Source organism: Streptomyces sp. NPDC060049, from assembly GCF_042736715.1.
Classification (GTDB): domain Bacteria; phylum Actinomycetota; class Actinomycetes; order Streptomycetales; family Streptomycetaceae; genus Streptomyces.
This window is the reverse complement of sequence record NZ_JBHWVV010000005.1, coordinates 20,743-39,571: the sequence shown is the minus strand read 5'-3', so window position 1 is coordinate 39,571 and position 18,829 is coordinate 20,743. Positions and strand designations below refer to the sequence as shown.

Annotated in this window: 21 protein-coding genes and 3 pseudogenes; 12 read left to right on the top strand and 12 right to left on the bottom strand. The window is 68.6% G+C overall.

Annotated elements, in window-relative coordinates:
• Nucleotides 1–102 precede the first annotated feature (102 nt).
• Together hemC and ACFWBY_RS10335 are read right to left on the bottom strand one after the other, a co-directional pair.
• On the bottom strand, nt 103–1,062 hold the full coding sequence (hemC, locus tag ACFWBY_RS10340; RefSeq protein ID WP_385332042.1) for a hydroxymethylbilane synthase: 960 nt from the start codon (nt 1,060–1,062) through the stop codon (nt 103–105).
• Nucleotides 1,059–1,268: a hypothetical protein gene (locus tag ACFWBY_RS10335; protein WP_385332045.1), complete on the bottom strand. Its 210-nt coding sequence runs from the start codon at nt 1,266–1,268 to the stop codon at nt 1,059–1,061. The genes hemC and ACFWBY_RS10335 overlap by 4 nt, the downstream gene beginning before the upstream one ends.
• Nucleotides 1,269–1,408: 140 nt before the next feature.
• Here ACFWBY_RS10335 and ACFWBY_RS10330 point away from each other — a divergent pair, with 140 nt between their 5' ends.
• Nucleotides 1,409–1,720, top strand: a complete 312-nt coding sequence (locus ACFWBY_RS10330) for a DUF6087 family protein (protein ID WP_385332048.1) — start codon at nt 1,409–1,411, stop codon at nt 1,718–1,720.
• Between the two features lie 15 nt (nt 1,721–1,735).
• Nucleotides 1,736–2,425, top strand: coding sequence for a hypothetical protein (locus tag ACFWBY_RS10325; RefSeq protein WP_385332051.1), 690 nt, complete (start codon nt 1,736–1,738; stop codon nt 2,423–2,425).
• Between the two features lie 255 nt (nt 2,426–2,680).
• Here the strand turns inward: ACFWBY_RS10325 and ACFWBY_RS10320 are convergent, their stop codons facing one another.
• Nucleotides 2,681–2,812, bottom strand: coding sequence for a hypothetical protein (locus ACFWBY_RS10320; protein WP_385332176.1), 132 nt, complete (start codon nt 2,810–2,812; stop codon nt 2,681–2,683).
• Between the two features lie 445 nt (nt 2,813–3,257).
• On the opposite strand from ACFWBY_RS10320, the pseudogene ACFWBY_RS10315 reads away from it, so the two are divergent.
• The 3 pseudogenes from ACFWBY_RS10315 to ACFWBY_RS10305 form a co-directional block, all read left to right on the top strand.
• Nucleotides 3,258–3,741: pseudogene (locus ACFWBY_RS10315) on the top strand (dihydrofolate reductase family protein); the annotation flags it as partial.
• 3 nt (nt 3,742–3,744) lie between these two features.
• Nucleotides 3,745–3,927, top strand: a pseudogene (locus ACFWBY_RS10310) (DUF998 domain-containing protein); the annotation flags it as partial.
• A gap of 21 nt (nt 3,928–3,948) precedes the next feature.
• Nucleotides 3,949–4,233: pseudogene (locus tag ACFWBY_RS10305) on the top strand (hypothetical protein); the annotation flags it as partial.
• Between the two features lie 188 nt (nt 4,234–4,421).
• Here ACFWBY_RS10305 and ACFWBY_RS10300 read toward each other — a convergent pair.
• Nucleotides 4,422–4,862 carry a hypothetical protein gene (locus ACFWBY_RS10300; RefSeq protein WP_267003006.1) on the bottom strand — a complete coding sequence of 147 codons (441 nt, stop codon included), beginning with the start codon at nt 4,860–4,862 and terminating at the stop codon, nt 4,422–4,424.
• 482 nt (nt 4,863–5,344) lie between these two features.
• Nucleotides 5,345–6,151, bottom strand: coding sequence for a hypothetical protein (locus tag ACFWBY_RS10295; protein WP_385332054.1), 807 nt, complete (start codon nt 6,149–6,151; stop codon nt 5,345–5,347).
• 597 nt (nt 6,152–6,748) lie between these two features.
• Between ACFWBY_RS10295 and ACFWBY_RS10290 the strand changes: the two genes are divergently transcribed.
• From ACFWBY_RS10290 to ACFWBY_RS10275, 4 genes are all read left to right on the top strand, one after another.
• Nucleotides 6,749–6,910 carry a hypothetical protein gene (locus ACFWBY_RS10290; RefSeq protein WP_385332057.1) on the top strand — a complete coding sequence of 54 codons (162 nt, stop codon included), beginning with the start codon at nt 6,749–6,751 and terminating at the stop codon, nt 6,908–6,910.
• 205 nt (nt 6,911–7,115) lie between these two features.
• Nucleotides 7,116–7,289 (top strand): hypothetical protein, encoded by a 174-nt coding sequence (locus ACFWBY_RS10285; RefSeq protein WP_385332060.1) that lies wholly within the window; start codon nt 7,116–7,118, stop codon nt 7,287–7,289.
• A gap of 476 nt (nt 7,290–7,765) precedes the next feature.
• Entirely contained in the window at nt 7,766–8,011 is a 246-nt protein-coding gene (locus ACFWBY_RS10280) for a hypothetical protein (RefSeq protein ID WP_385332063.1), read from the top strand.
• 200 nt (nt 8,012–8,211) lie between these two features.
• The gene (locus ACFWBY_RS10275; protein WP_385332065.1) at nt 8,212–8,709 is read left to right on the top strand and encodes a hypothetical protein; all 498 of its coding nucleotides are present in this window, start codon (nt 8,212–8,214) and stop codon (nt 8,707–8,709) included.
• Between the two features lie 131 nt (nt 8,710–8,840).
• Here the strand turns inward: ACFWBY_RS10275 and ACFWBY_RS10270 are convergent, their stop codons facing one another.
• From ACFWBY_RS10270 to ACFWBY_RS10255, 4 genes are all read right to left on the bottom strand, one after another.
• Complete coding sequence (locus ACFWBY_RS10270; RefSeq protein ID WP_385332068.1) at nt 8,841–9,260, bottom strand: hypothetical protein; 420 nt, start codon at nt 9,258–9,260, stop codon at nt 8,841–8,843.
• A 333-nt stretch (nt 9,261–9,593) separates the two neighbouring features.
• A complete protein-coding gene (locus ACFWBY_RS10265) occupies nt 9,594–9,851 on the bottom strand; it encodes a DUF4158 domain-containing protein (protein WP_385332071.1) in 258 nt (85 codons plus the stop codon).
• Nucleotides 9,852–9,952: 101 nt separating this feature from the next.
• On the bottom strand, nt 9,953–10,258 hold the full coding sequence (locus ACFWBY_RS10260) for a LexA family protein (protein WP_385332074.1): 306 nt from the start codon (nt 10,256–10,258) through the stop codon (nt 9,953–9,955).
• The gene (locus ACFWBY_RS10255; protein ID WP_385332076.1) at nt 10,255–10,491 is read right to left on the bottom strand and encodes a hypothetical protein; all 237 of its coding nucleotides are present in this window, start codon (nt 10,489–10,491) and stop codon (nt 10,255–10,257) included. The genes ACFWBY_RS10260 and ACFWBY_RS10255 overlap by 4 nt, the downstream gene beginning before the upstream one ends.
• A 355-nt stretch (nt 10,492–10,846) precedes the next feature.
• Here ACFWBY_RS10255 and ACFWBY_RS10250 point away from each other — a divergent pair, with 355 nt between their 5' ends.
• Both ACFWBY_RS10250 and ACFWBY_RS10245 read left to right on the top strand, forming a co-directional pair.
• Complete coding sequence (locus ACFWBY_RS10250) at nt 10,847–11,437, top strand: hypothetical protein (RefSeq protein ID WP_385332079.1); 591 nt, start codon at nt 10,847–10,849, stop codon at nt 11,435–11,437.
• A gap of 10 nt (nt 11,438–11,447) precedes the next feature.
• Entirely contained in the window at nt 11,448–12,632 is a 1,185-nt protein-coding gene (locus ACFWBY_RS10245) for a hypothetical protein (RefSeq protein ID WP_385332082.1), read from the top strand.
• Between the two features lie 139 nt (nt 12,633–12,771).
• On the opposite strand, the gene ACFWBY_RS10240 is transcribed toward ACFWBY_RS10245, so the two are convergent.
• Complete coding sequence (locus ACFWBY_RS10240; protein ID WP_385332085.1) at nt 12,772–12,975, bottom strand: hypothetical protein; 204 nt, start codon at nt 12,973–12,975, stop codon at nt 12,772–12,774.
• 1,234 nt (nt 12,976–14,209) lie between these two features.
• Complete coding sequence (locus tag ACFWBY_RS10235) at nt 14,210–14,866, bottom strand: hypothetical protein (RefSeq protein ID WP_385332088.1); 657 nt, start codon at nt 14,864–14,866, stop codon at nt 14,210–14,212.
• Between the two features lie 1,130 nt (nt 14,867–15,996).
• On the opposite strand from ACFWBY_RS10235, the gene ACFWBY_RS10230 reads away from it, so the two are divergent.
• Nucleotides 15,997–16,356 (top strand): hypothetical protein, encoded by a 360-nt coding sequence (locus ACFWBY_RS10230; protein WP_385332091.1) that lies wholly within the window; start codon nt 15,997–15,999, stop codon nt 16,354–16,356.
• A 388-nt stretch (nt 16,357–16,744) separates the two neighbouring features.
• Here ACFWBY_RS10230 and ACFWBY_RS10225 read toward each other — a convergent pair whose 3' ends face one another.
• Nucleotides 16,745–18,826 (bottom strand): hypothetical protein, encoded by a 2,082-nt coding sequence (locus ACFWBY_RS10225; RefSeq protein WP_385332094.1) that lies wholly within the window; start codon nt 18,824–18,826, stop codon nt 16,745–16,747.
• Between the last annotated feature and the right edge of the window lie 3 nt (nt 18,827–18,829).

The following is an 18,829-nucleotide window of genomic DNA, read 5'->3' as shown; positions in this document are numbered from 1 at the left end:
GACCCGACGGCGGTGAGCGGGGCATGCAGGCACAGGCCGAACCCGTGCCTGACAGGCCTAAAAACCAGTCTCACATCCGCTGTACTCGGTGGGGCGGCGGGGTCATGGTCGATGCCCGAGGAGCGTCTGGGCGCCCGCGTCGAGCAACTGCAGGCCGGCGCGCTGGCCGACGGGTGCCGGCTCAGTGGCGGGCCCGGTCGTGGAAGTGCGAAGCGGGGCCTGGCCCGTCGGGTCGAGAACGACCGCGTGGACGGTGAGCTGGCCAGTTGACGCGTCGACGACCGCGTGGGCGGAGGCCGCGGTCATGCAGCCGCCGTGCAAGGCAGCGAGGGCCGCGCGTTCGGCGTCGAAGAGTGTGCGGGTGGGGGCGTGGGTGAGGGGGGCGAGGAGAGCCCGGGTGGTGTGGTCATCGGCGCGATGCTCGATGACGACGATCCCGGCGCCCGCTGCCGGCAGCCACACCGCGGGATCCAGGATCTGCGCGGCCCGGTCAGCGAGGTTCAGGCGGCGCAGTCCGGCCAGCGCGGCGATCATCGCGTCCGCTCCCATCGTCCGGTTGTCCAGAGCGCGCAGGCGGGTGTCCGCATTCCCCCGGATTGGCACGGGGACAAGCCGGGGGTAGAGGGCCTTAAGGAGAGCGGCCCGGCGGGGTGCGCTGGTGCCGACGCGGGTGCCGGGCGGTAGGTCGGCCAGGGTGGTGGGTGGCTGGCCGGCGGGGAGGACGAGGACGTCGGCCACGTCCTCGCGGGGCAAGACCGCTCCGGCAACGATCCCGGGGGCCCGGTCATGGGGACCGGGGATGTCCTTGGCGCAGGCGATCGTCGCCTCGATACGGCCGTCAAGGAGGTACTGGTCGGCCCGGCGGGTGAAAGCACCCTTCCCGCCGATCTCCGCGAGCGGGCCGCGGTGCTGGTCGCCTTCGGAGGTGATCTCCAGGACCTCGAGGTCGAGGTCGGGGTACTGGAGGCGCAGGGCCCGGGCGAAGCGGCCGGTCTGTTCCATGGCCATGGGGCTGGGCCGGGTGCCCAACCGGAATGACTTGGTGGTCGTGCTGAAAGTCATCGCGCATCGCTTTCCGGTACGAGGGTCGGGCCTCCGTGGGCCCAGAGGCGGTGGGGGAGGGCCCGCTGGAGGGTCTCATCAGGGGTGAGGGCGGTGGTGTCGATGGCGTTCCCGACGTGGTGGAGCCAGGTGACGGCGGCCACCCTGTAGGCGGCGGTGTACGGGCGCTTCCCGCCGCCGAACGGCCCGCTGAGCCAGATGATCACCGCCAGCTTTCTCTCTCAGGTCCTTCGCTCTGCCCAACGCCGGGGAAACCGGCATCGTCACGCCGCAGCCAGCCCTGAAGGCCCCTCTCACTGCTTTCCGTTACGCCCGCGGCGAGACGATTTCTGGAAGGCTGCTGACCGTGACCGAAGAGCCATTTGAAGAGTGGGCCGTGAATTTCCTGGCCCGGCGGGCCGCCCGCGTCGGCACGCTGCGAGCCTTGCCGATAGACGGATCCGCTTGCCGGGGCGCGCACGTCAATCCGACCGCGCCCCGGCTGATGGCCCGCTGGGACGGATACCGGTGGGTGCCCGAGACGGTGGCCGCCGACTATGCCGCTGCCCAGTGGATGCTCCATGGGTTCAGCGCGGCGCAGGCTGAGCCGGCCTCCGCCCCGCCTGCGCAAGTCCTGCCGAGGCCAACCGGCCGTCACCGCAAGCCGCCAGCCCCGTAGCCGGCCCTGACGGGTGTGGAGCCTCAGCCCTATGAACGCTCGCTCTTCTGGGATCCGAGCACGACTCCGGACCTGGTCGCGGCTGCGACTCCCGGTTACGAGGTCGCCGTCATGCAGATGCTCATGCCCGCGAAGTACTCGATCTTCGTGTCGTTCGGAAATCACCGCCCTGACGACGTCCCCTCCTGGGCGAAGTGGGATTCGGACACCTACCAGGCATGGATCGCGGAGTCCACGAACTATGAGATCTACCCGTCCGCACAGGCGATGCAGACGGACATCTGGGACAACGGCGTGCAGCAGGCGGACTTCTTCCGGTGCTTGGCCGGCTGGGGTTTCACCGTCGTCGTCACCGACTACGCCAGCGAGTACAGCTGTCTCACCTTCACCAACCTGACGCAGAACATGCTCTGGCTGAACTGCTACGACGGAACAAGTGATGACGTGCACTACCTCCAGAATCAGTACCTTCCCCCGTACCAAAGCAGTTGGGTGCTCATGCCTTCGGGTTCCTACACATTCTCGACGCAGGACCTCAACGACATAGAGGATGCCGAGTTCACCGTGCAACTCGATCCCCTGCTCCGTTACATCCAGATCTCGGGGACGTCGGCTGCCACGGGATACCAGTTCACGGCCCCCGTCGCCAACGGCAACGGCGCCCTGCAGCTGGGCTACGTCCAGACTCCGAACGCGCAGTCCTGACACCCTGCGACGGGGCTCACCGCCCTCACCCCGCCGTTCGCGGGAACCGTTTCTCCCAGGTGCGGTGGAAGAGCACCTCCCGGCCCTCCGTGCAGCTCACCTCGTCCGTCGCGGTAAACGTATGCGCGTCGCAGGTGACGGTTCGAGCTCGTGGTGCTGCGGACGTCCCAGGCGGTGTCCGGGTGGTCGAGGCGGACGGTCCAGTCGGAGCGGGTGCGGGCGGAGAGGGGGCGTCGGCGGTGATCGTGCCGGTCTTCAGCGTCTCCTCGGTGGCCTCCAGGCTGTCCGGGTGCCGTGGACGAGTCGGCCGCGCTTGTGGTGGCGGATGTGGGTGGTGGGCGCGGAGCGCAGATGACGCCAGCCGAAGCGCCGGGTGATGTCGGCCATGACGAACCCCCTTCATTTCGTCAATGCGACGATAACGAGATGCGTTCATATCGTCAAGAGGACGAAAAGGGGGTACTGAGGCGCTACCCCGGCAGCAACGGAAGCCGCTCGAACGGACCCTCGCCCTGCCGGACGGGCTGCCCCGAGCGGCCTCATGGTCCGCACGTCCGCGCCGGCCCTGCTCGCAGAGGGAGCCCGCCGCCGTTCCGCTGGTCGGCGGCCTACGGCCACCGGGGTGCAGACGCCCCCTCGCCGTAGGCACACCAGAAATGAATGGCCTCGTAGGCGATCGGACTTCAGTAAGGGACACGGCAGGGCGCCGACAGGGCTCTGTCCGGCGCGCCGCCCCGGCGCCGACGGTGCGACTGAAGGTCCTTCAGCCTGCGCTGGTATCGGTCGTGGACTCGGTCCGAGAAGCGGCCGCAGTCCGGACATTCAGAACCGGCAGCCCGAAGCCACCTACCTGATGGGAGCAAACACCTACCGCCTTATGTCGGGCTTCGCCGCAGGCCAGGCCCCCAATGGCCAAGACGAGTTCAGGCCCGAAGAGGCGTCCGTCGACGAGCTCACGCAAGCGTCCAAGGTGGTGTTCTCCTCCTCACTCGAGGAACCACTGACGTGGGCCAACTCCACGCTCGTCCGCGGCGACGCCGTCGAGGCGGTCCGCGCCATGAAGTCGAGTGGCTCGGGGCTCCTCAGCGCGATCGGCAGCCTCAGCCTGTGCCGGTCCCTGCTACGAGCTGGGCTCGTTGACCGCTTCCGGGTCGTTCCCGTGATCACCGGGGCCCACGGGCGAGGAACGCATCTACGACGGCTATCCGGACGTTGCCCTCGAGATGATCGAGCACCGCACCTTCGACGGCCGGATCCAGCTGGTCGAGTACAAGCCCCGCGTGCTCGAGCACCCGCCGCTCAGCGTCCCTGCGTGACGTCGCCCCCTCCGCCGGTCTGGACGGCTATGGGCCGTAGCCTCGCGTCTCGTCCCGGTCGCCGTCCTCGCCGGTTTCGCAGCCTCCGCCGCCTCCGTCCTGGCCTTCACAGCCGGAGCGGGCCTTGGCCTGCTGGGCCTGACAGCCGTGATGGTCCGCCTGGCTTCCGCCCCGGCGAACCGCTGACCCCCAGTCGACGGCCAGCGGGCGGACTGCACGCAGTTCAAACCTGTGCTGGAGAAGATCCGCGTCCCAAGGTCCGGGCCGGGCAGGCCCCGCAAGAAGCCGGACAACGTCGCCGCCGACAAGACATACAGCAATGGGCCGTGCCGCGAGTACCTGCGACATCGGGGCATCCGGCACACGATCCCGGAGAAGACCGACAGCCAGGCCGCCCGCCTACGCAAAGGCTCACACGGCGGGAGGCCGCCTGGCTTCGATGTGAGCGGTCCAAGAAACGAAACACCGTCGAACGGGCTATCAACCGGTTGAAGCAGCACCGGGCGGTAGCCACCCGCTACGACAAGCGCCATTACGTCTACCTCGGCACCGCCACTGCGGCAGCTCTCACGATCTGGCTCCGCACATGATCGACGGGAATGCTCCGTGTCACTGATCCGGCAACGTTCCGCGCTGCCGTAGTCGAGGGTCTGCACCTCACAACAGCGATCGAACCGCCGCTATGCGGGGCGGAGAACGGGATCGATCTCCGCCAGGCTCTCGTGCAGCCGACGGGCCCCCTGGGCAACACGATCGTCGGTGTCGCCCGACATCTCGTCGCAGATCCGTAGCGCCTCGTCCAGATCGTCCGAGAAGATGCTGAAGACATCGACGATCGCGGTGTGGATGTAATCGGCGTGGTTGTCGTTAGCGACTGCCAGTGCGGACGCGACTATCGTCAGTCCGACCCTGTCCTTTCGCCGAAGCAAGCCCTCCGCGGTCCGCCGGGTGACGAAGGTGTCACCACGGTCGAGCACAAGGCCCAGCAGTAGCTCTACGGCCTCCGGCATCTCGGCGAACCCTGCCAGGCTGTGACCGGCATCCGCCCGGTCACGCCAGTCATCGCTTCGCCCGAGTTCGCCAAGCGTCACGACCACCGCACGCCGCAGGTCACTGTCCACGGATTCACCCGCCCCTTCCCACGATTCCGGTCAAAATACCACCGAGGCGCCTTACCGGATGATCGCCAGGACAGGTCCTAACCGACGGGGGGTGCCGGACGGCACCTACGCGGCGGAGCGGGTGGCGGTGTACCGAAGGGCGTAGACGGTGCTCGACCCACAAGGGCCAACTGAACCCGGAGACGGGGAGCTTATCCGGAGTCCATGGCAACCCCACGCCGCGGCTGCCGGGAGATCGCTCGACAGATCATCCGGCGGACAGGGGGCGGTACGGCGTAGCCCAGAGCCCATCAAGGTGAAACCGGATCGGCGTGGTACGTCGACCCGGCTTCGGGTTTCGACACCCCGGACCGTCCTCAACCTTCTTACCGAGGACGATGTCGAGGAAGTGGGCTCCATCAGGCAGTGTCGATGGGGTGTGACCGAGATACGCGTCAAAGGGGCAATGGGATGATCTTGAAGTCCTGAGAGCTCCGCGGCCGCTACTCTGCCACCCGTGGCCGGAGGACCCGGTTGCGGCCGAGCCGTCCCGGCGGCTCAACGTGCCCAAGTGGCGGCAGGCTGCCCCGCACCGCCTGCGGCCGGCTGCATCGACGGGCGCTCCCCGGCCGGGGAGCGCCGCGGGCGGCCCCGGGGTCAGCCGCCACCCGAGTTAGCCGAGGCCGAACCGCCGCAGGTCCAGCCGGAGTTGGGCTGCGGCCGATCGCGCGTGCTGCGCTCGGTGCGCAGCTGCACCACGACCGCAGCCGGGCCGAGTAGGGCCTCCAGTGCGTCGGCGAGCCGTTGCGGGTCGCCGCCGAACGGGAGCGGGGCGAGCCGCTCCCGCCGCCCCGCAGGACGAGTTCCAGCGCGAGCGTGGAGACGGCCGGCTTGCGGTCCCCCTGGTACGGCTCCACCACCTCGTGCGTCAGCCGCACCTCGCGCAGGGTGTCGACGGGCAGCCAGTCGTCCGGCCCGGCGGCCCGGACCAACCGCAGGGACGCGGGCACCCCTGTCGGCGCGAACTCCACCCGCAGGATGTCCCGGGCCTGGGAAAAGGCCAGCGCCAGCCACCCGAGCAGGTACTCCAGCCCGGCAATCACCCCCACCACCACGAACACGGTCGACGCCCGCGCCCCAGCCAGCGCCATCCAGAAGGCGACGAGCAGGGTCGGCACGCCCAGGACGAGCGGAATGAACAGCGCCGACCCCGCCGAGGTCAGCGCGTTCCACGCCGGCCCGGCCGGGCCGGCGCTCAGAACCAGATCCGTCGAGTCGGGGCCTTGTCTCAGCAAGGGATCGGTGGCCATGCCTCCAGCGTAGGACCGGTCCGCAAGAGCGCCTCGACCCCATTCGGCCGATGGGGCACGACTTCTGACGGCCCGTAGCCTCACGGTCGCGCCGGCGGCGGCCGATGGAGCACGGGTGACGATGCTCGCGAACCCGACCGACCAGCCCCCTGCGGGCAAGGAAGACGCGGGGGCGGCAGTCCTCGCCTACGCCTGGAGGCGCTACCTCGGCGGCTCCGGGGTTGGGGTGGGACCCGCAGTCTGGTCGATCTTGCGGAGTTTCCATCCGTCCGGGGACCAGCTCAGCTTTAGCGCCATGGTCATCCAGTTGGATGTCGCGGGGATTGGGGTGTCTCCGGTTCGGCTGAGCAGTCCGGAACACCAGACTGTGACGGTGGCAGCGGTGTTGGTGTATGCCTGGACGGTCGTACCCGCGACCCTGGTCTTGGACACGAACGTCTGCCCTGGGCCAGGGCGGCCTTCGCGGTCGAGCCCGAGCTGGCCGTTGAAGGCCTCCGTGGAGCCCTCGTCCAGGTCCTGCTGGAGATGGTCCACCACGGAGGGGTCTGCGATCGACTGGATGCCGCCAATCCCCAAGTACCGCAGCTCCAAGCATCCTTGCTCAAGTGGCTAACGGCCGTCACCGCCCTGGCAGCCATCGTCGCCACGGTGGTGCTGTTCGCCGTCGGCGACACAGAGGCCGCCACAGCCGTGGCCGTCATCGGAGCAGCCGCGCTTGGCTTCGGCGGTATCCAGGTCACGATCCACATCCGGCGCTGATCGGCCGCCTGAGAGAGGCCCCATGTGTCGGGAGACCGGAACATGGAGCCGCACCCTCTAGAGCAACCGCGAACGTGGACTAGATCTCGGCCATCCGGCCGACTGTTCTCCTTCTGCTCGACGCTCCAGCCGGGGATTCCCGGGACGGCCGGACGGCCAGGGTGCAGGGGCCGCCGACCGAGCGCGGCACATAGGGGAGGACAGCATGCCAAGGGGCACGTACTACAGCGACTACGCGGAATCCCGCGCCGATCTCGCAATCGAGCACCGCAGTGAGGAAGAACTTCCGCAGGCGGTGGGAGAGGGCCTGTCGGCCATCGCCTACGCACTGCTGGAAGTCGCCGCCGCGATCCGGGAGAACACCGAAGCCCGATCGTGAGCCCACCCCCGCGCCTTGCAGGAGCGGGGGTGCCCGGGGCACCGACCCCGTCTGCGATTCGACCGGCCCGCCGTTCGACCGGTGGCGTGGTGGGCGGTATCAGCCATCACCGCGCCTACTCGGCGCTACAACCCCGGCTACGACCTGGCGGGCGCTCTCAAACCGATCGGTGACTCGGTGCGGACTCAGGGTCGCAGCTCGGGCTCTGCGACGGCCTCACCCTCCTTGGCCCACTTCCGTAGAACGCGCCGGGCTCCTTCGGTCTCTTCGATGAGCACTGGCGCAGAGGCGGTATTCCATACATGCGCTATTCCCTTCACAGCGGTTGGCTACGTGGGTGGAATCCGGCTCTGGTCCACTTGTTGTGGAGCCTCACGGACAGTGATGTCGGTGGTGTGTGGTGGGATGGCCGGACTCTGCCGTTGATCCGCTGGGAGGCTCTCGTGTCGTCTTCGTACCCGTCCCTGGCTCGTGCTTTGGCCGAGGCTTTGGTCGACGTCCTGTGGTTCATCGACGGTAGCGAGGACGACCAGATGGATCAGGACGACGCGGTCAAGCTCATGGAGGGTGTGGCCCACGTGGTCAGCATGCTGCCGAGTGATCAGCGACAGGAGCTGATCGAGCTGGTCGGGGAGATGGCAGCCGCCGAGAACAATCCGGCTCGCCGCGAGTTCCTGGAAGCGTTCCCGGAGGGCTTCGGGGCGATCGACGATGTGTCCTGAGCAGCCTTTTCAGAAGTAGAGCAGGACGCGCTTCCGGAGAGGTTCGAATCCGGCGCGGCCGAACATCTGGCGCTTCAGCATCTTGATTCGGTTGACGTGATCGGTTCTAGTCCAACTTCTGTGGAGCTCTCACGCGCTGTAACCTGCTGGGACTGATGGCCCTGTGACTCGTTGACAGGTCCATTTGGGATCATGCCCACATGGACTTCGACCTCGCCCCGCCAACCGGCGTTGGCCCGTTGCGGATCGGTATGACTCGGCACGCGGCCAACACAGCGCTGGACTCGCTCCGAGATCTCTCTGCGATCTCGGAGTCTGACCGGTCGGGGCAGCACGTCTTCCGTCCCAGCGGGCTGATGATCAGCATCCACTGCATGCGAGACATGCTTGAAGCCATCGAGCTGGGAAGGCCGTCGTCCCAGACGGACCGAGTGTTGTTTCAGGGGGTGGACGTATTCACGCTCCCGGCCCGCGAGGTTGTCCAGCGCATGGGCGAGTTCACCTCGATCGAAGAAGATCCTGACGACGACGCTTCCTTCATCGCCCCCGCCTTGCTGCTGAGCTTCTGGCGTCCGTTCGCAGCCGACGATGAGCCCGAGGAAGAACAGGGTTACCACTTCAGCTCGGTCCTGCTGGCACGGCCTGGCTACTACGACACCCCTGCTCAGGCTGCGGAGCGACTCCAACAGAGCTCGTGACGGGCCCGTCAGGATGCCAGCCAGGACTCGTTTCCCATCGAGCGCAGGGCCGGTGTCAGGCCCTGGGTTGAGGCTTTCCATCGGGGGCGTGTCGGGCGGCCGCCGCGTGCCTGGTCGTCGCCGACCACGGGTCAGATCGTGCGCGTGCAGACCGAGCGGGTGCAGGACTCGCTTGCCACGATGTTGCCGTTCTCGTCGATCATCTCGATGACGACCCGCTGGACCCCGCCGGGGAGGGGGATGGAGAACGACTCGTTGAGGACCTGGTTCGGGCCGCCGGCGTATGCCCAGGGGCTGCAATAGCCTTGATCCTTCGCGCTGCCGTTGTAGGCGTCGGCGCAGATCGCGCGCTGGCCGCTGGCCGCGTGCACGACGCCGCTGAGGGACGCCGTGTAGCCGCTCGTAAAGTGGATCGAGCCCGACGTCTGGCTGTTGCCGTACGTCATGGCGAAGGGCCTGTTCACGTCGCCGGTGGCCGCCTGCGCCGGTGCGGCGGCGAAACCGAGCGCCGCGGCAGCCGCGATGGTGGTTGTCAGGAGAGTCTTGCGCATGTTCGGCACCTTCTTCATCGGACGAGATTCGGTGGACGAGCGTGAGCGACCGACATCATCGTGCCTCCCGGCGACCGCGGGCAAGGGCGCCACACCGGCCGCCGGTCAGGGTGAGCCCCTCCCGCGCGTAGCCCCGTGGCACAACCCCCGCAGGAGTCTCCCCCTGGCTGTACGTGGGCTACCGACGAAATGGGCCGCCCCAGGACGAAACGCGAGCCGGTTCGGCGGACCCATCGGTGCTGAGTGCGTTCACGTCGGCGCCGACGCTCAGGGGCGGGAACGTGGGCGCCTTTGCGCGGGAACCCAGCGCGACGGAAGCCACGTACTGGCTAGTCAACGAGTTCTCCGGCGGCGCCAGTCGTACCCGGCCCACTCCTCGGCTGGCACCTTCACCTGCTGGGCCACGTACGACACCGCAGGCGCCGGGATCTCACCGGGATCCTCCGGGAACCGGGCCTCCGCCTCGAAGAACTTCAGCAACAGCGCGAACCCCAGCCGGTTCGCCCCCCACTTGTTCCGTAGCCGCTCCTGGTCTTCCTCCAGCAGCGTCCAAACCTCGATCAGGTCCTCCGGCTCCCAGTCCTGCCGCACCCCGCGCTCCCTCCGGTCGTCGTGACCGGACCAACCTCGCGGAACCGTCCGCTCGGAGACCCCAGAAGATCGAAAACCCAGACAAGTGCACCCCCGCCTTGCTACAGAGAGCTACTTGTCACTTCGCGGTAGCTTCGGGAGGACAGGGCCGCCACGGCCGTGATGCTCTGCGCGGCGGCGAGCCGTCGCTGCCCGGTGCCGGTGAGTTCCACGCTGCTCCACGACCTCGTTCCTCGCGCCAGCAGTCCGTCCTTCTCCAGCTGGGCCAGCTGATGCGCAACGGACGAGCTGCTTGAAAGCCCGACCATCCCCCCGATCTCCCGGACCGTGGGGCCCCTGCCGTGCACCGCGAGGTAGTTAGAGATCGATTCAAAGATCAGGATCCTGCGCGCCTTCAGCCGGATCACGCCACCGCCTCCCAGCCGTACGCACGGGCCCGGCGCACCAGCTCGGTATGCCGGGCTGGCGAGCATCCGGCGGTGCCCCAGTACGGGTGCGAGGCCAGCGCCCTGGAGAGTTCGATGAGCCGGCGGCGCAGGTCGGTGGAGCTCTGGACAGGAGTGAGGCGGGTGAGCGCCTCGTAGGTGCGGATCCACTCGTACTGGAGGCGGATCAGGTTGTGGGGGAAAAGCGAAGCCATTCCCTCAGTAGCTCACATGTTTGATTTAAGGGGCAAGGCGACACCTTGGGCCGGACCGCTGCTGCGGCCGTAGCCGGACCAGTGCCGATCTCCACGCCCGCGCTGCGGGGTGCTGTACGGCGCAGTCGGCCGCGCGCGCGGCTGCCGGGCGGCGGACGCTGGCGGGGTAGAGTTCCCCGTGTCCGTCGCCCTGGCTGAAGCGGTCGCGGTGCTGCCCTCGGGGCCGGGGTGGTGGTACGAATCGAAGTTATGGACAGGGTTCTGCGGTGTCCGGTGTCCGGCCGGAGCTGAGTAAACCCTCCGCTTTTGAGACCGTGCACCATCTGGGGTCAGCGGCGGCTGTTACGGTCCGGCCATGACACGCCCCGACCACGTACTTGCTGTCCTGCGCCGGAATCCTGATCTGGTAAGGCTGGCTGCGGGATCCTTCGATTTTGATCTTGACCGGGCCGAGCACGTGGAAGAGGTCCGTCTGGCGAGCGGAGCGCCGCTGAGGGCCGTGGCGGGCGACGACACCGGCGGAACCTATTTCATATGTGCTGATGGGGCTGTGCTGTACGCGAGCTCCGAGGGCGAAGCGGGCCTCATCGGCGCCAGCATGGACGAGGCTCTGGAGATTCTCTTCGGCCTGCCGGGCTGGCACGACTACACCGAAACCGATGTCGCGGCCGATGACGAAGCGCTCGAGGCGGTGTTCAACCGGACCGAAGACGAGATTTGGGACTCTTACGGCCCCGAGCTGGACGCCGATCGCAGCACGCTGCTCAGCGTTGGGTCTGCGCCGGCTCCCCAGGAGGGAGCTGCTGCACAGGCTCCAGGAGTCCCTTCTGCGGACCGAGCCGGAGTTCCTGCTGCTGAACGCGGACGAAGGCTGCGCGTATGCGTTGCTGGACCGTCTTCGGCGCCCGCCGCTCTGGCAGGCGATTCTCGCTCCCGGCCGAACTGATCTGGCCCGGATGCGGGCGGACCGCACCTGCTGGGACGCGATTGCGGGCGATCCGGTACGGCGAGCCACCGTTCTGCGCGCAGCCCAGTACGACCGGCAGCCGGCCGACCTGCGGCTTCTGCGCACACTCCTGCGACAGGAAGTCCGCCGCGGCCCCACCGAAGAACTCCGCCTCGCCGCGGTCCTGGTCGCCCTGCACGGTGAGACGCAGGACCACGCTCTGCTGCGGTCTCTGCGGGAGTCCGACCCCGATTTCCACTTCCTGCTCGGCGGTTTCCCCGATTCCGCACGAGCCCTCACCCAGTGGGCGGTCGACTGGGATGAGTCGAACTACGGCCAGGATCCCCACGACGAATACGACCTCACCTGGACGGCGCTGGCCCGCCGCCAGGGGCAGACCGAACTGGCCCGCGCCGCGCTCATACGCATCCTCGACGACACAGGCCCGCGTGATGCGGCCCTGCTCGGTTCTCTCGCCAACGAGCTCAAGATCCTCGGGGCCCTCAGGCAGGCGATCCGGGCACGCCGCCTGCACGCGTCCCTACAGGACGACGCCGACAAGCGAGGCGCGGCCCTGGTCAACCTCGCCTCTTTGCAACGCCGCCACGGCGAGGTAGAGGCAGCCTGGCAGTCCCTTCAACGGGCGGTCACGCTACTTGACGGCCCGCCGCCACCGCCGCCTACCAATCAGCTGGCGCTCGATCTTGATCTACCGAAACCGTCCTGTCAGACCCTCGCTTGGCGCGAGCTCGGCATGGGGGTAAGGGTCACCGAGGAACACTTCCTCATCACACAGGCTGCCGTGCCGCTCGGTCTACAAGAGGTGACCCAGGCAGCACTCCGGGCGGGGATAACCATGCTCGACGGCCTTGCTCACCCCACCGAGAATCTGCGCAGGCCGCAGAGGCTGCGCAGACGCTTGCAGCACCCCGGCCCGCTTTGGAATCACCCTCTTCTACGGGTGTCGGCCGGTGGGCAGCGCGATGAGCGTGCCCTGCCGCCTGAGGGCGTCGTTTTCGAGGGTGAGCTGGCGGATGGCTTCCTTGTACAGGACCAGGGTGCGGCGCAGGTCGGTGTTCTCCCTCCGCAGCCGGCTCAGGTTGTCCTCCACGCGCCCGCTGGCCCTTTCCCCTGGGGTCGGCTGTGCGGGGCCGGGATGCGGGGCAGGAAGTGCTCTTCGACCAGGTCGCGGTAGTGGCGGTGGAAGGTCGCGTGCGGGATGGCGAGATGCCGCTCGACGGCGGTAACGGTAGGGCGGCGGCCCGTGGCGAGGGCTTCTTCGAGGACGGTGTCGAGGGCGGCCTTGACGGCGTCGGCGTCGGGCAGCGGGCGTTTCATCGGTCGGTCTCCGGGGTGTGGCGGGTGAGGAAGGCTTCGGTGACGGTGCGCTGTTCGGTGAGCCGGTGGCGCAGGTAGGGGGCGAGGCGGTCGCTGTCGGCCAGGGCGTTCGTCAGCTGGGTTAGGTGCTCGGTGAGGGCCTGGTGGTTGGCGGGTGTGAGCGCCGTATTGCGGCAGGCCAGCGGCTGGCAGTCGCCCATGGCCGGGGTGTCCGCTGAGCTGGCCGGGGGGCGGCACAGGGCTCGGTCGGGGTCGTAGACGCAGGTGAGGAAGCGGCCCGGGTAGAGGTGTGGGTCGTGGCGGGCGATGATGCGGCGCAGACGGGCTTCGTCGGTGACGACCTGGCCGTCGAAGACGCGTACTGGGCCAGGGCGGTGAGGCGGGCCTCTGCTTCGGCGCCCGCCGGCCCCGTCAGCCGGGGCCGGTCGGGGTCGGCGGCCATGTCGGCGAGTACCTGGCCGCGGGTGAGGGCTTCCTCGGCTTCGACCTCGTCGCGGAAGCCGGAGGTACTGGTGCCTAACGAGCTCGTGCATGGTTGGCGTGACGGCGTTTGGGCTGGGTCGTTGGGCAGTTCGTGGTGGGGGCTGAAGCGCGCAAGCTGATCATGTCTGAGCGTCGGATCACGGGACTCTCGACGTCCGTGATCGCCGACTTGGTAGCGGAGTTGGGGCCGGTCTGGCAGTCCCGCAGAGATGCCGAGCTGCTCGACCGGCCTCGCCGGCGGGCGGTCGGTGCGGGCGCGAAGTACAAGTTGGTCTTCGTCAACCGGCTCCTGACCACGCTGGTCCACCTGCGGCACGGCATTACTCGATCAAACGGACAGGTCACTGACTCAAAGGCCTCACCAGGTCCCCGCAGGCGCGTCGCAGTAGCGGTCTCGTCGTCGGCGGCGAGGAAGAACACGATGTCGTGGGCCATCCGAGCATGATGGCAGCCCGCCGAACTGACGCGAGTCGGCATTTCAGTCCCACCGGAACGTCCCGTGGGCGTTACCCACCAGGCAGGTCACGGCGACGATCACCCACCACGGCCTGAGTTGGTTCGCGTTGCAGGCGGTGCGGACGCCAGAGCGATGACGACCGGTCGTCGACTGGAGCCGACGGCCGAGGCCCCCTTCCGCCCTTCGGGTATCAGGGGAGAGCTGGCCGGGCTAGGGTCGTGATCAGTCCGCGCCGACATGGGTGCGCGGGTCGGGACCGGTGCCCAGCGCGCTCTGGGGCAGTACGACCGGGCCGCCCCTCGGGCCCGGCAACCCGATGACGGAGCGCCGGGCCCGCGCTCATGCGTACGGGCGGAGTGCCGCTTGCGCCCGTACGGAGCCCGCGAGCTCGCCTAGCACCTCACTCCAGTGGACCCCGGCTATCCATGGAGTGACGAGACCCAAGCCTTCCCCATCGCCGAGCCGGCAGCGGAAGCCAGCGCCGCCTGACCGGATCAGCCGCTGAATAGCGTGAGGCAGGTGTCCAGCGCCCTGCGCTCCGCGTCGGGTAGGTGATCACTCAGTGGCTCCTTGCGCGGGCTGTGTTCGCCTGCGCAGATCCAGGCACGCTCGTCCTCGTCGTACGACCACGGTGCGGCTCCCCACATCGGGTGCCCCTGGAGAAGGCGGCGGGCCAGTGCCTCGCCGTCGTCCGGGGTGCCCTGAGCGGTCAGTGCCTTCTGCACCAGGGCGACGGCTTCAGCCGGGATGTTCGTGTCGCCCAGGACAGGGAGCAGGAGAAGCAGCCGGGCGTGCGGGTCGGTGACTCCGTCCCCGCCCTCCGGAGCTGGCAGGAGCGCGGCGAGTTCGGCCCAGCACAGGCCCGGGCCGATCCGGTCCTCATCAGTGCTGGCCAGGACCAAGTCGTTCGTCCACCAGTCCGGGTGGACGATGAAGTAGTCGATGGAGGTGTACTCCTCACCGTTGTTGTAGTGCACAACGATGCTGTGCCCGCCCGCGAGCGGGATCCGGAACATGGGCCAAGCGGCCTTGTCGCTCAGGCGCTCCAGCATGCCCTCGACGTCTGCCGGATCAACGCCGAACGACTCAACCTGCGAGCCTTCATACATCTCGACCAAGTGCGCGGCCCAGAACTCTGGCTCTGCCAGCAACGGCAGACCGTCCACCACGGGAGAAGAGGCATACAAGCGCCTTGCCATGACCATGGCCTGATTCTCGCGCTGGATGATCCCGTCCGTTCGACCACCCCCGCGCCAACCCAAGATCAGCTTGACGCGTTGGCATCGTGAGGTGTCTATGTCGTTGCTCAAGGTCGTGGGTCAGGATGGCGGCATGACGACCTGGTTCCACCTACCACGAGGACGAAGAATGGTGGCTCTATTCCAGGCTGCTGACGAAGGCTGGGCAGCGCGACAGGTTGAGGTCCGAGGGCAGGACTCGCGACGGGCGACGGCACCCTCGTTGGAGGAGGTGCTGCACTTGCGTGATCATGCCGATCTCGCTGCGATGTTCCGTTATGAACGGCAGTACGGAGTTCTCGCCGAGGGTCCCATGGACGGCTGGCAGGACCAGCCAGGGGCAGCGTGGGCATCACCCGGGCGGGCGCGACGTTTCACGGGAGAAACGGAACTCCAGGCAGCCGAGTGCTGCGGCGTGCGGGAACTGGAGCGGCTCCGCGGTGGCGGCCGGGGCGCGGGGTCAGGGCTGGAGGTAGCTCCTGAGGTAGCTGCTGGCCGCGGCCTCGCTTGTTCCGAGCGCGGCTGCCACCTGCTCGATCGATACGTCCCCTGCGGCGAGCTCATCCGCCGCGCACTGAGCCATCCAAACAACAACCGCCTACCATCCATCCGAGCCAGAGCAAGCCTGCCGGGCCCTCATCCCCGGACAAGTGAGCTCTCTGACAACCGGGACACCCACTTCCCATGGCCGTTCATGCAGTCCGGTGCGCAAGTTCTCAAGGAGCGGGCGCCGTCGACGTGTTTGGCGGGGGGCGGAGCACGAACCGAGCCGGAGTGCGGGCTCCGGCTCGGGAACGAGCGAGACCGAGCGAACACCGGGCTACTCATTCTCGGTGGCGTACCGGTACTGCATCCCGCGATCGTGCCACGCCCCCACCGCCGGACCCCGCCGCCGATACCAGGGCCTACGGGTGACACCGGAGGCAATGTTGAACGCGTTCAATGCCTCTGACAGTATGGCTTCCGGTGAACCTGCCGGAGCAGCGGAGTCGGATCCGCCTGCCCTCGCGACGGGTCGCCACGAGACCGGAGGTGGGCACGACATGGGCCTGATCCTGCTACTCCTCGCCCTGATAGTCGCCCTCGCCGTCGCCCTTGTGGCCCTGGCCGTGATCCTCACGGCGAGCACGGGCCTGGGCCTCGCGACCGCCGCGGTGAGCCGCAGGCTGCCGCTCTGGGCCAGGATCACGCTGCTGCTGACCCTTGCCGCCGCTCCGGCGGCGGCGCTGGTGAGCACCCTGGACGTCGCGGCCGTCTGGCAGCTGGCCGCTTGGGCGCTGCCGTTCCTCACGACGGTCGCCTCAGGAGCCGCCTGGCTCGCCTTCGAAGCCCACAGGCGCCGCGCGCCCAGGATCCCGAAGCCGGCATGGCCGGTCCGCCACGCACCGGCCGCCGGTCGCTGAGCACGCACCACTCACCCGCGGTCGTACACGGCCACTTCCGCATCGCGCGCACGACGCCCCAGTGACCGGCGGCTCGATCCGCGACCACGTACCGCCCGCGAGCCCGCAATCGATGCGCGGCACCCAGCCCGAAGCCGTTCCCGCCGCACCCCCGGCGCCAGGCCCGGCACGCGGCCTCGGGCTCGCCCCACCGCCGAACACCATTCGCGAGGACCGCCTTGACTCGGTGAACTCCCGCAGCCCCTCCGCCGGCGCGATCAGCTCCTCGGTGCCGTCCAGCCGCACCCCGAGAAGGACCAGCACGCACGAGTGCGCCTGCCCGAGCCGGACCTGCTCCAGGGCCGGGCACAAAGTCCCCGGACGACAAGCCGTGCAGACAGCGGGAAGCTCAGCGGTGGGCGGTCCGCAGGCGGGCCGTCGCCGGGCGCCCTACGTTCTCGGGCGCACTGTCGAGCAGGCGGTTGCGCTGGGCGGCGAGGGCGAGGAGGGCAAGGCTGGACAGTGTGCAGACGAACAGGGCGGCCACGGAGCACGCCAGCGTCACCGCCGGCTCGTTCAAGGTGGCGATCGATGCCGCGACAGCGGCTGCGAACACGTTCGCCCCCAGGATCACGTGAAGGGGCCTGGTCGTGAAGGCGCTGAGTTCGCCGTTCGAGCCGTCGGAGCCGGGGCGGCGGTTCTGGAGATAGGCGTCCAGCATCACGAGGGCCGATACCACCACGGAGATCATGCTCGCCCACCTGACACGGTCCAGGAAGAGGGGCAGGAAGGTCGTCGCAAGGCAGATCCCCAGGCAGAGCAGATTGACGCGGCGCACCTGCAGGATGTGCCTCCTGTGCAGCACGTAGTGCAGGTGCAGCGTGGCCCGGGCCAGGCGGTGGGGCGGCCCGGCGCCATCGTCGTCCTGGTCGGGGAGCGGGAAGCGAACGGTGAACTTCTCCGACAGTCCGTGCCGTCCCCACTGCTGGTCGGCGCCGGCGGCGTCCGGCTCCATCACGGCGTCGCCGTCGCTGTCGAGTTCGACGCCGGCGAGTTCGACCCCGTCCGGGGTGGGCAGCGTGAGGCGGTTCTTGATCTCGGTCGGCAGGACGAGCGGAAGCTCCACCGAGATCCCGATAAGTCCTTGGCGTCGGATCGTGCAGGGGCCGTCGTAGCCGTACTCCACCGTTTGCGACGTGCCCGATCTCGTGTCGAGCTGCGCCACCAGCGGCAGGTATCGGGTGGCGGCCTCGATGCGTTCGCGCAGGGGTCCACGCGTCTGCTCGGCCGCTGTCAGCAGCAGCTCGCCGACGGCCTCGTGCTGCATCCCGTGCAGGGCGGAGGACAGGGACTGCGAGATCTCGCTGTGCGCCGGCACGACCACCCCTTCGCCCCGGCTGGCCCCGTCGTCCTCCGTGAGCCAGTAGGAGACGGCGTTGGCGACCGCCGACCGCGCGTCAAAGGAGGTGAAGGAGGTGATCACGGTGCCATTGGCGTCCCTGATCCGCAGATCGTCCACGATCGACCCGGCGTCCAGCGGAAACAGGTCGACAACGGGCCGGGTGTTCTGGGAACCGGTTGCCCGGGACAGGACCGTCGACTTCACCAAGTGGTGCACCTTGCTCATTCCGAGCAGCACCGTCGTGTGCTCGCGTCGGGGGACGCTGCGCGGGAAGTGGGCCAAGGCCTCCGCGACGGCCAGGGCCGCGGAGGTCTCCGGCATCCCGAGCCGGTCCACGCCCCTCACCGCCTCCGGTGCCAGTACCGCGCTCATCGTCGCGGCGACGGCCTGACGTTCGCTGTGGTACGTGACCAGATCGCGGGCGAGCCGGGTGATGCGCGAGGCAGCCAGGTCGGGTGCGGGGCGCGAGCGCATCAAGAGGCCGTCCAGCCGTACGACTGCCTGGTCGTCGACCCGGGCCGGGGACGCGAGGATCGCCGAGACGGCTCGGATGATCTCCGCGAGGGTGGCCAGGTCAACGGTCGACTCGGCCGGTTTGAGAGCCTCGGCCGCGGCGCGGCTGGCCGCTTCGGGATAGCCGCGGAGCAGGGCGGTGTGCGAGAAGGCGGAGAGACGGGCGAACGCCCGACCGGGAGCCGAGAACGCCAGGTGGTGCACCTCCTCCACGTACCAGGCGATCCGGTCGGCGTCGAAGGGGTCGAGCGGCTGGTGGAAGTAGGCGGCGGCCAGCCGGTGGGCACGCTGGTGCGTGCCGGTCCGCTCGCGCCGCAGCTGGTCGAGCAGATGCCGTCTCAACAGCGGCCGCAGGCGGAACTCCTCACGCTCCGACGAGACGCCGTACGGTTCGACCATGGGTAACCGGACCAGGAGGCCGCTGTCGACCCGGAGGTGGAGCGCATCGGTGGTGTATTCCACGATGCCGGGGTCGAACCACCGGTAGACACAGAGGTGTTCGACGAGGGAGCGCTCGCTCTCGGAAAGCCTGTCGAAGGAGGCCAGGACGCTGCGAAGGACGATGTCCGTGTCCATGTA

Excerpts from the sequence above, each read along its gene's own strand:
- ACFWBY_RS10250 (WP_385332079.1), top strand. The coding sequence starts at position 10,847 with ATGACACGCCCCGACCACGTACTTGCTGTCCTGCGCCGGAATCCTGAT.
- ACFWBY_RS10225 (WP_385332094.1), bottom strand. The coding sequence starts at position 18,826 with ATGGACACGGACATCGTCCTTCGCAGCGTCCTGGCCTCCTTCGACAGG.
- ACFWBY_RS10240 (WP_385332085.1), bottom strand. The coding sequence starts at position 12,975 with ATGGGCGACTGCCAGCCGCTGGCCTGCCGCAATACGGCGCTCACACCC.
- ACFWBY_RS10320 (WP_385332176.1), bottom strand. The coding sequence starts at position 2,812 with ATGGCCGACATCACCCGGCGCTTCGGCTGGCGTCATCTGCGCTCCGCG.
- ACFWBY_RS10270 (WP_385332068.1), bottom strand. The coding sequence starts at position 9,260 with ATGCGCAAGACTCTCCTGACAACCACCATCGCGGCTGCCGCGGCGCTC.
- ACFWBY_RS10230 (WP_385332091.1), top strand. The coding sequence starts at position 15,997 with ATGGGCCTGATCCTGCTACTCCTCGCCCTGATAGTCGCCCTCGCCGTC.
- ACFWBY_RS10295 (WP_385332054.1), bottom strand. The coding sequence starts at position 6,151 with ATGGCCACCGATCCCTTGCTGAGACAAGGCCCCGACTCGACGGATCTG.
- ACFWBY_RS10275 (WP_385332065.1), top strand. The coding sequence starts at position 8,212 with ATGGACTTCGACCTCGCCCCGCCAACCGGCGTTGGCCCGTTGCGGATC.
- ACFWBY_RS10255 (WP_385332076.1), bottom strand. The coding sequence starts at position 10,491 with ATGGCTTCGCTTTTCCCCCACAACCTGATCCGCCTCCAGTACGAGTGG.
- ACFWBY_RS10285 (WP_385332060.1), top strand. The coding sequence starts at position 7,116 with ATGCCAAGGGGCACGTACTACAGCGACTACGCGGAATCCCGCGCCGAT.
- ACFWBY_RS10245 (WP_385332082.1), top strand. The coding sequence starts at position 11,448 with ATGCGGGCGGACCGCACCTGCTGGGACGCGATTGCGGGCGATCCGGTA.
- hemC (WP_385332042.1), bottom strand. The coding sequence starts at position 1,062 with ATGACTTTCAGCACGACCACCAAGTCATTCCGGTTGGGCACCCGGCCC.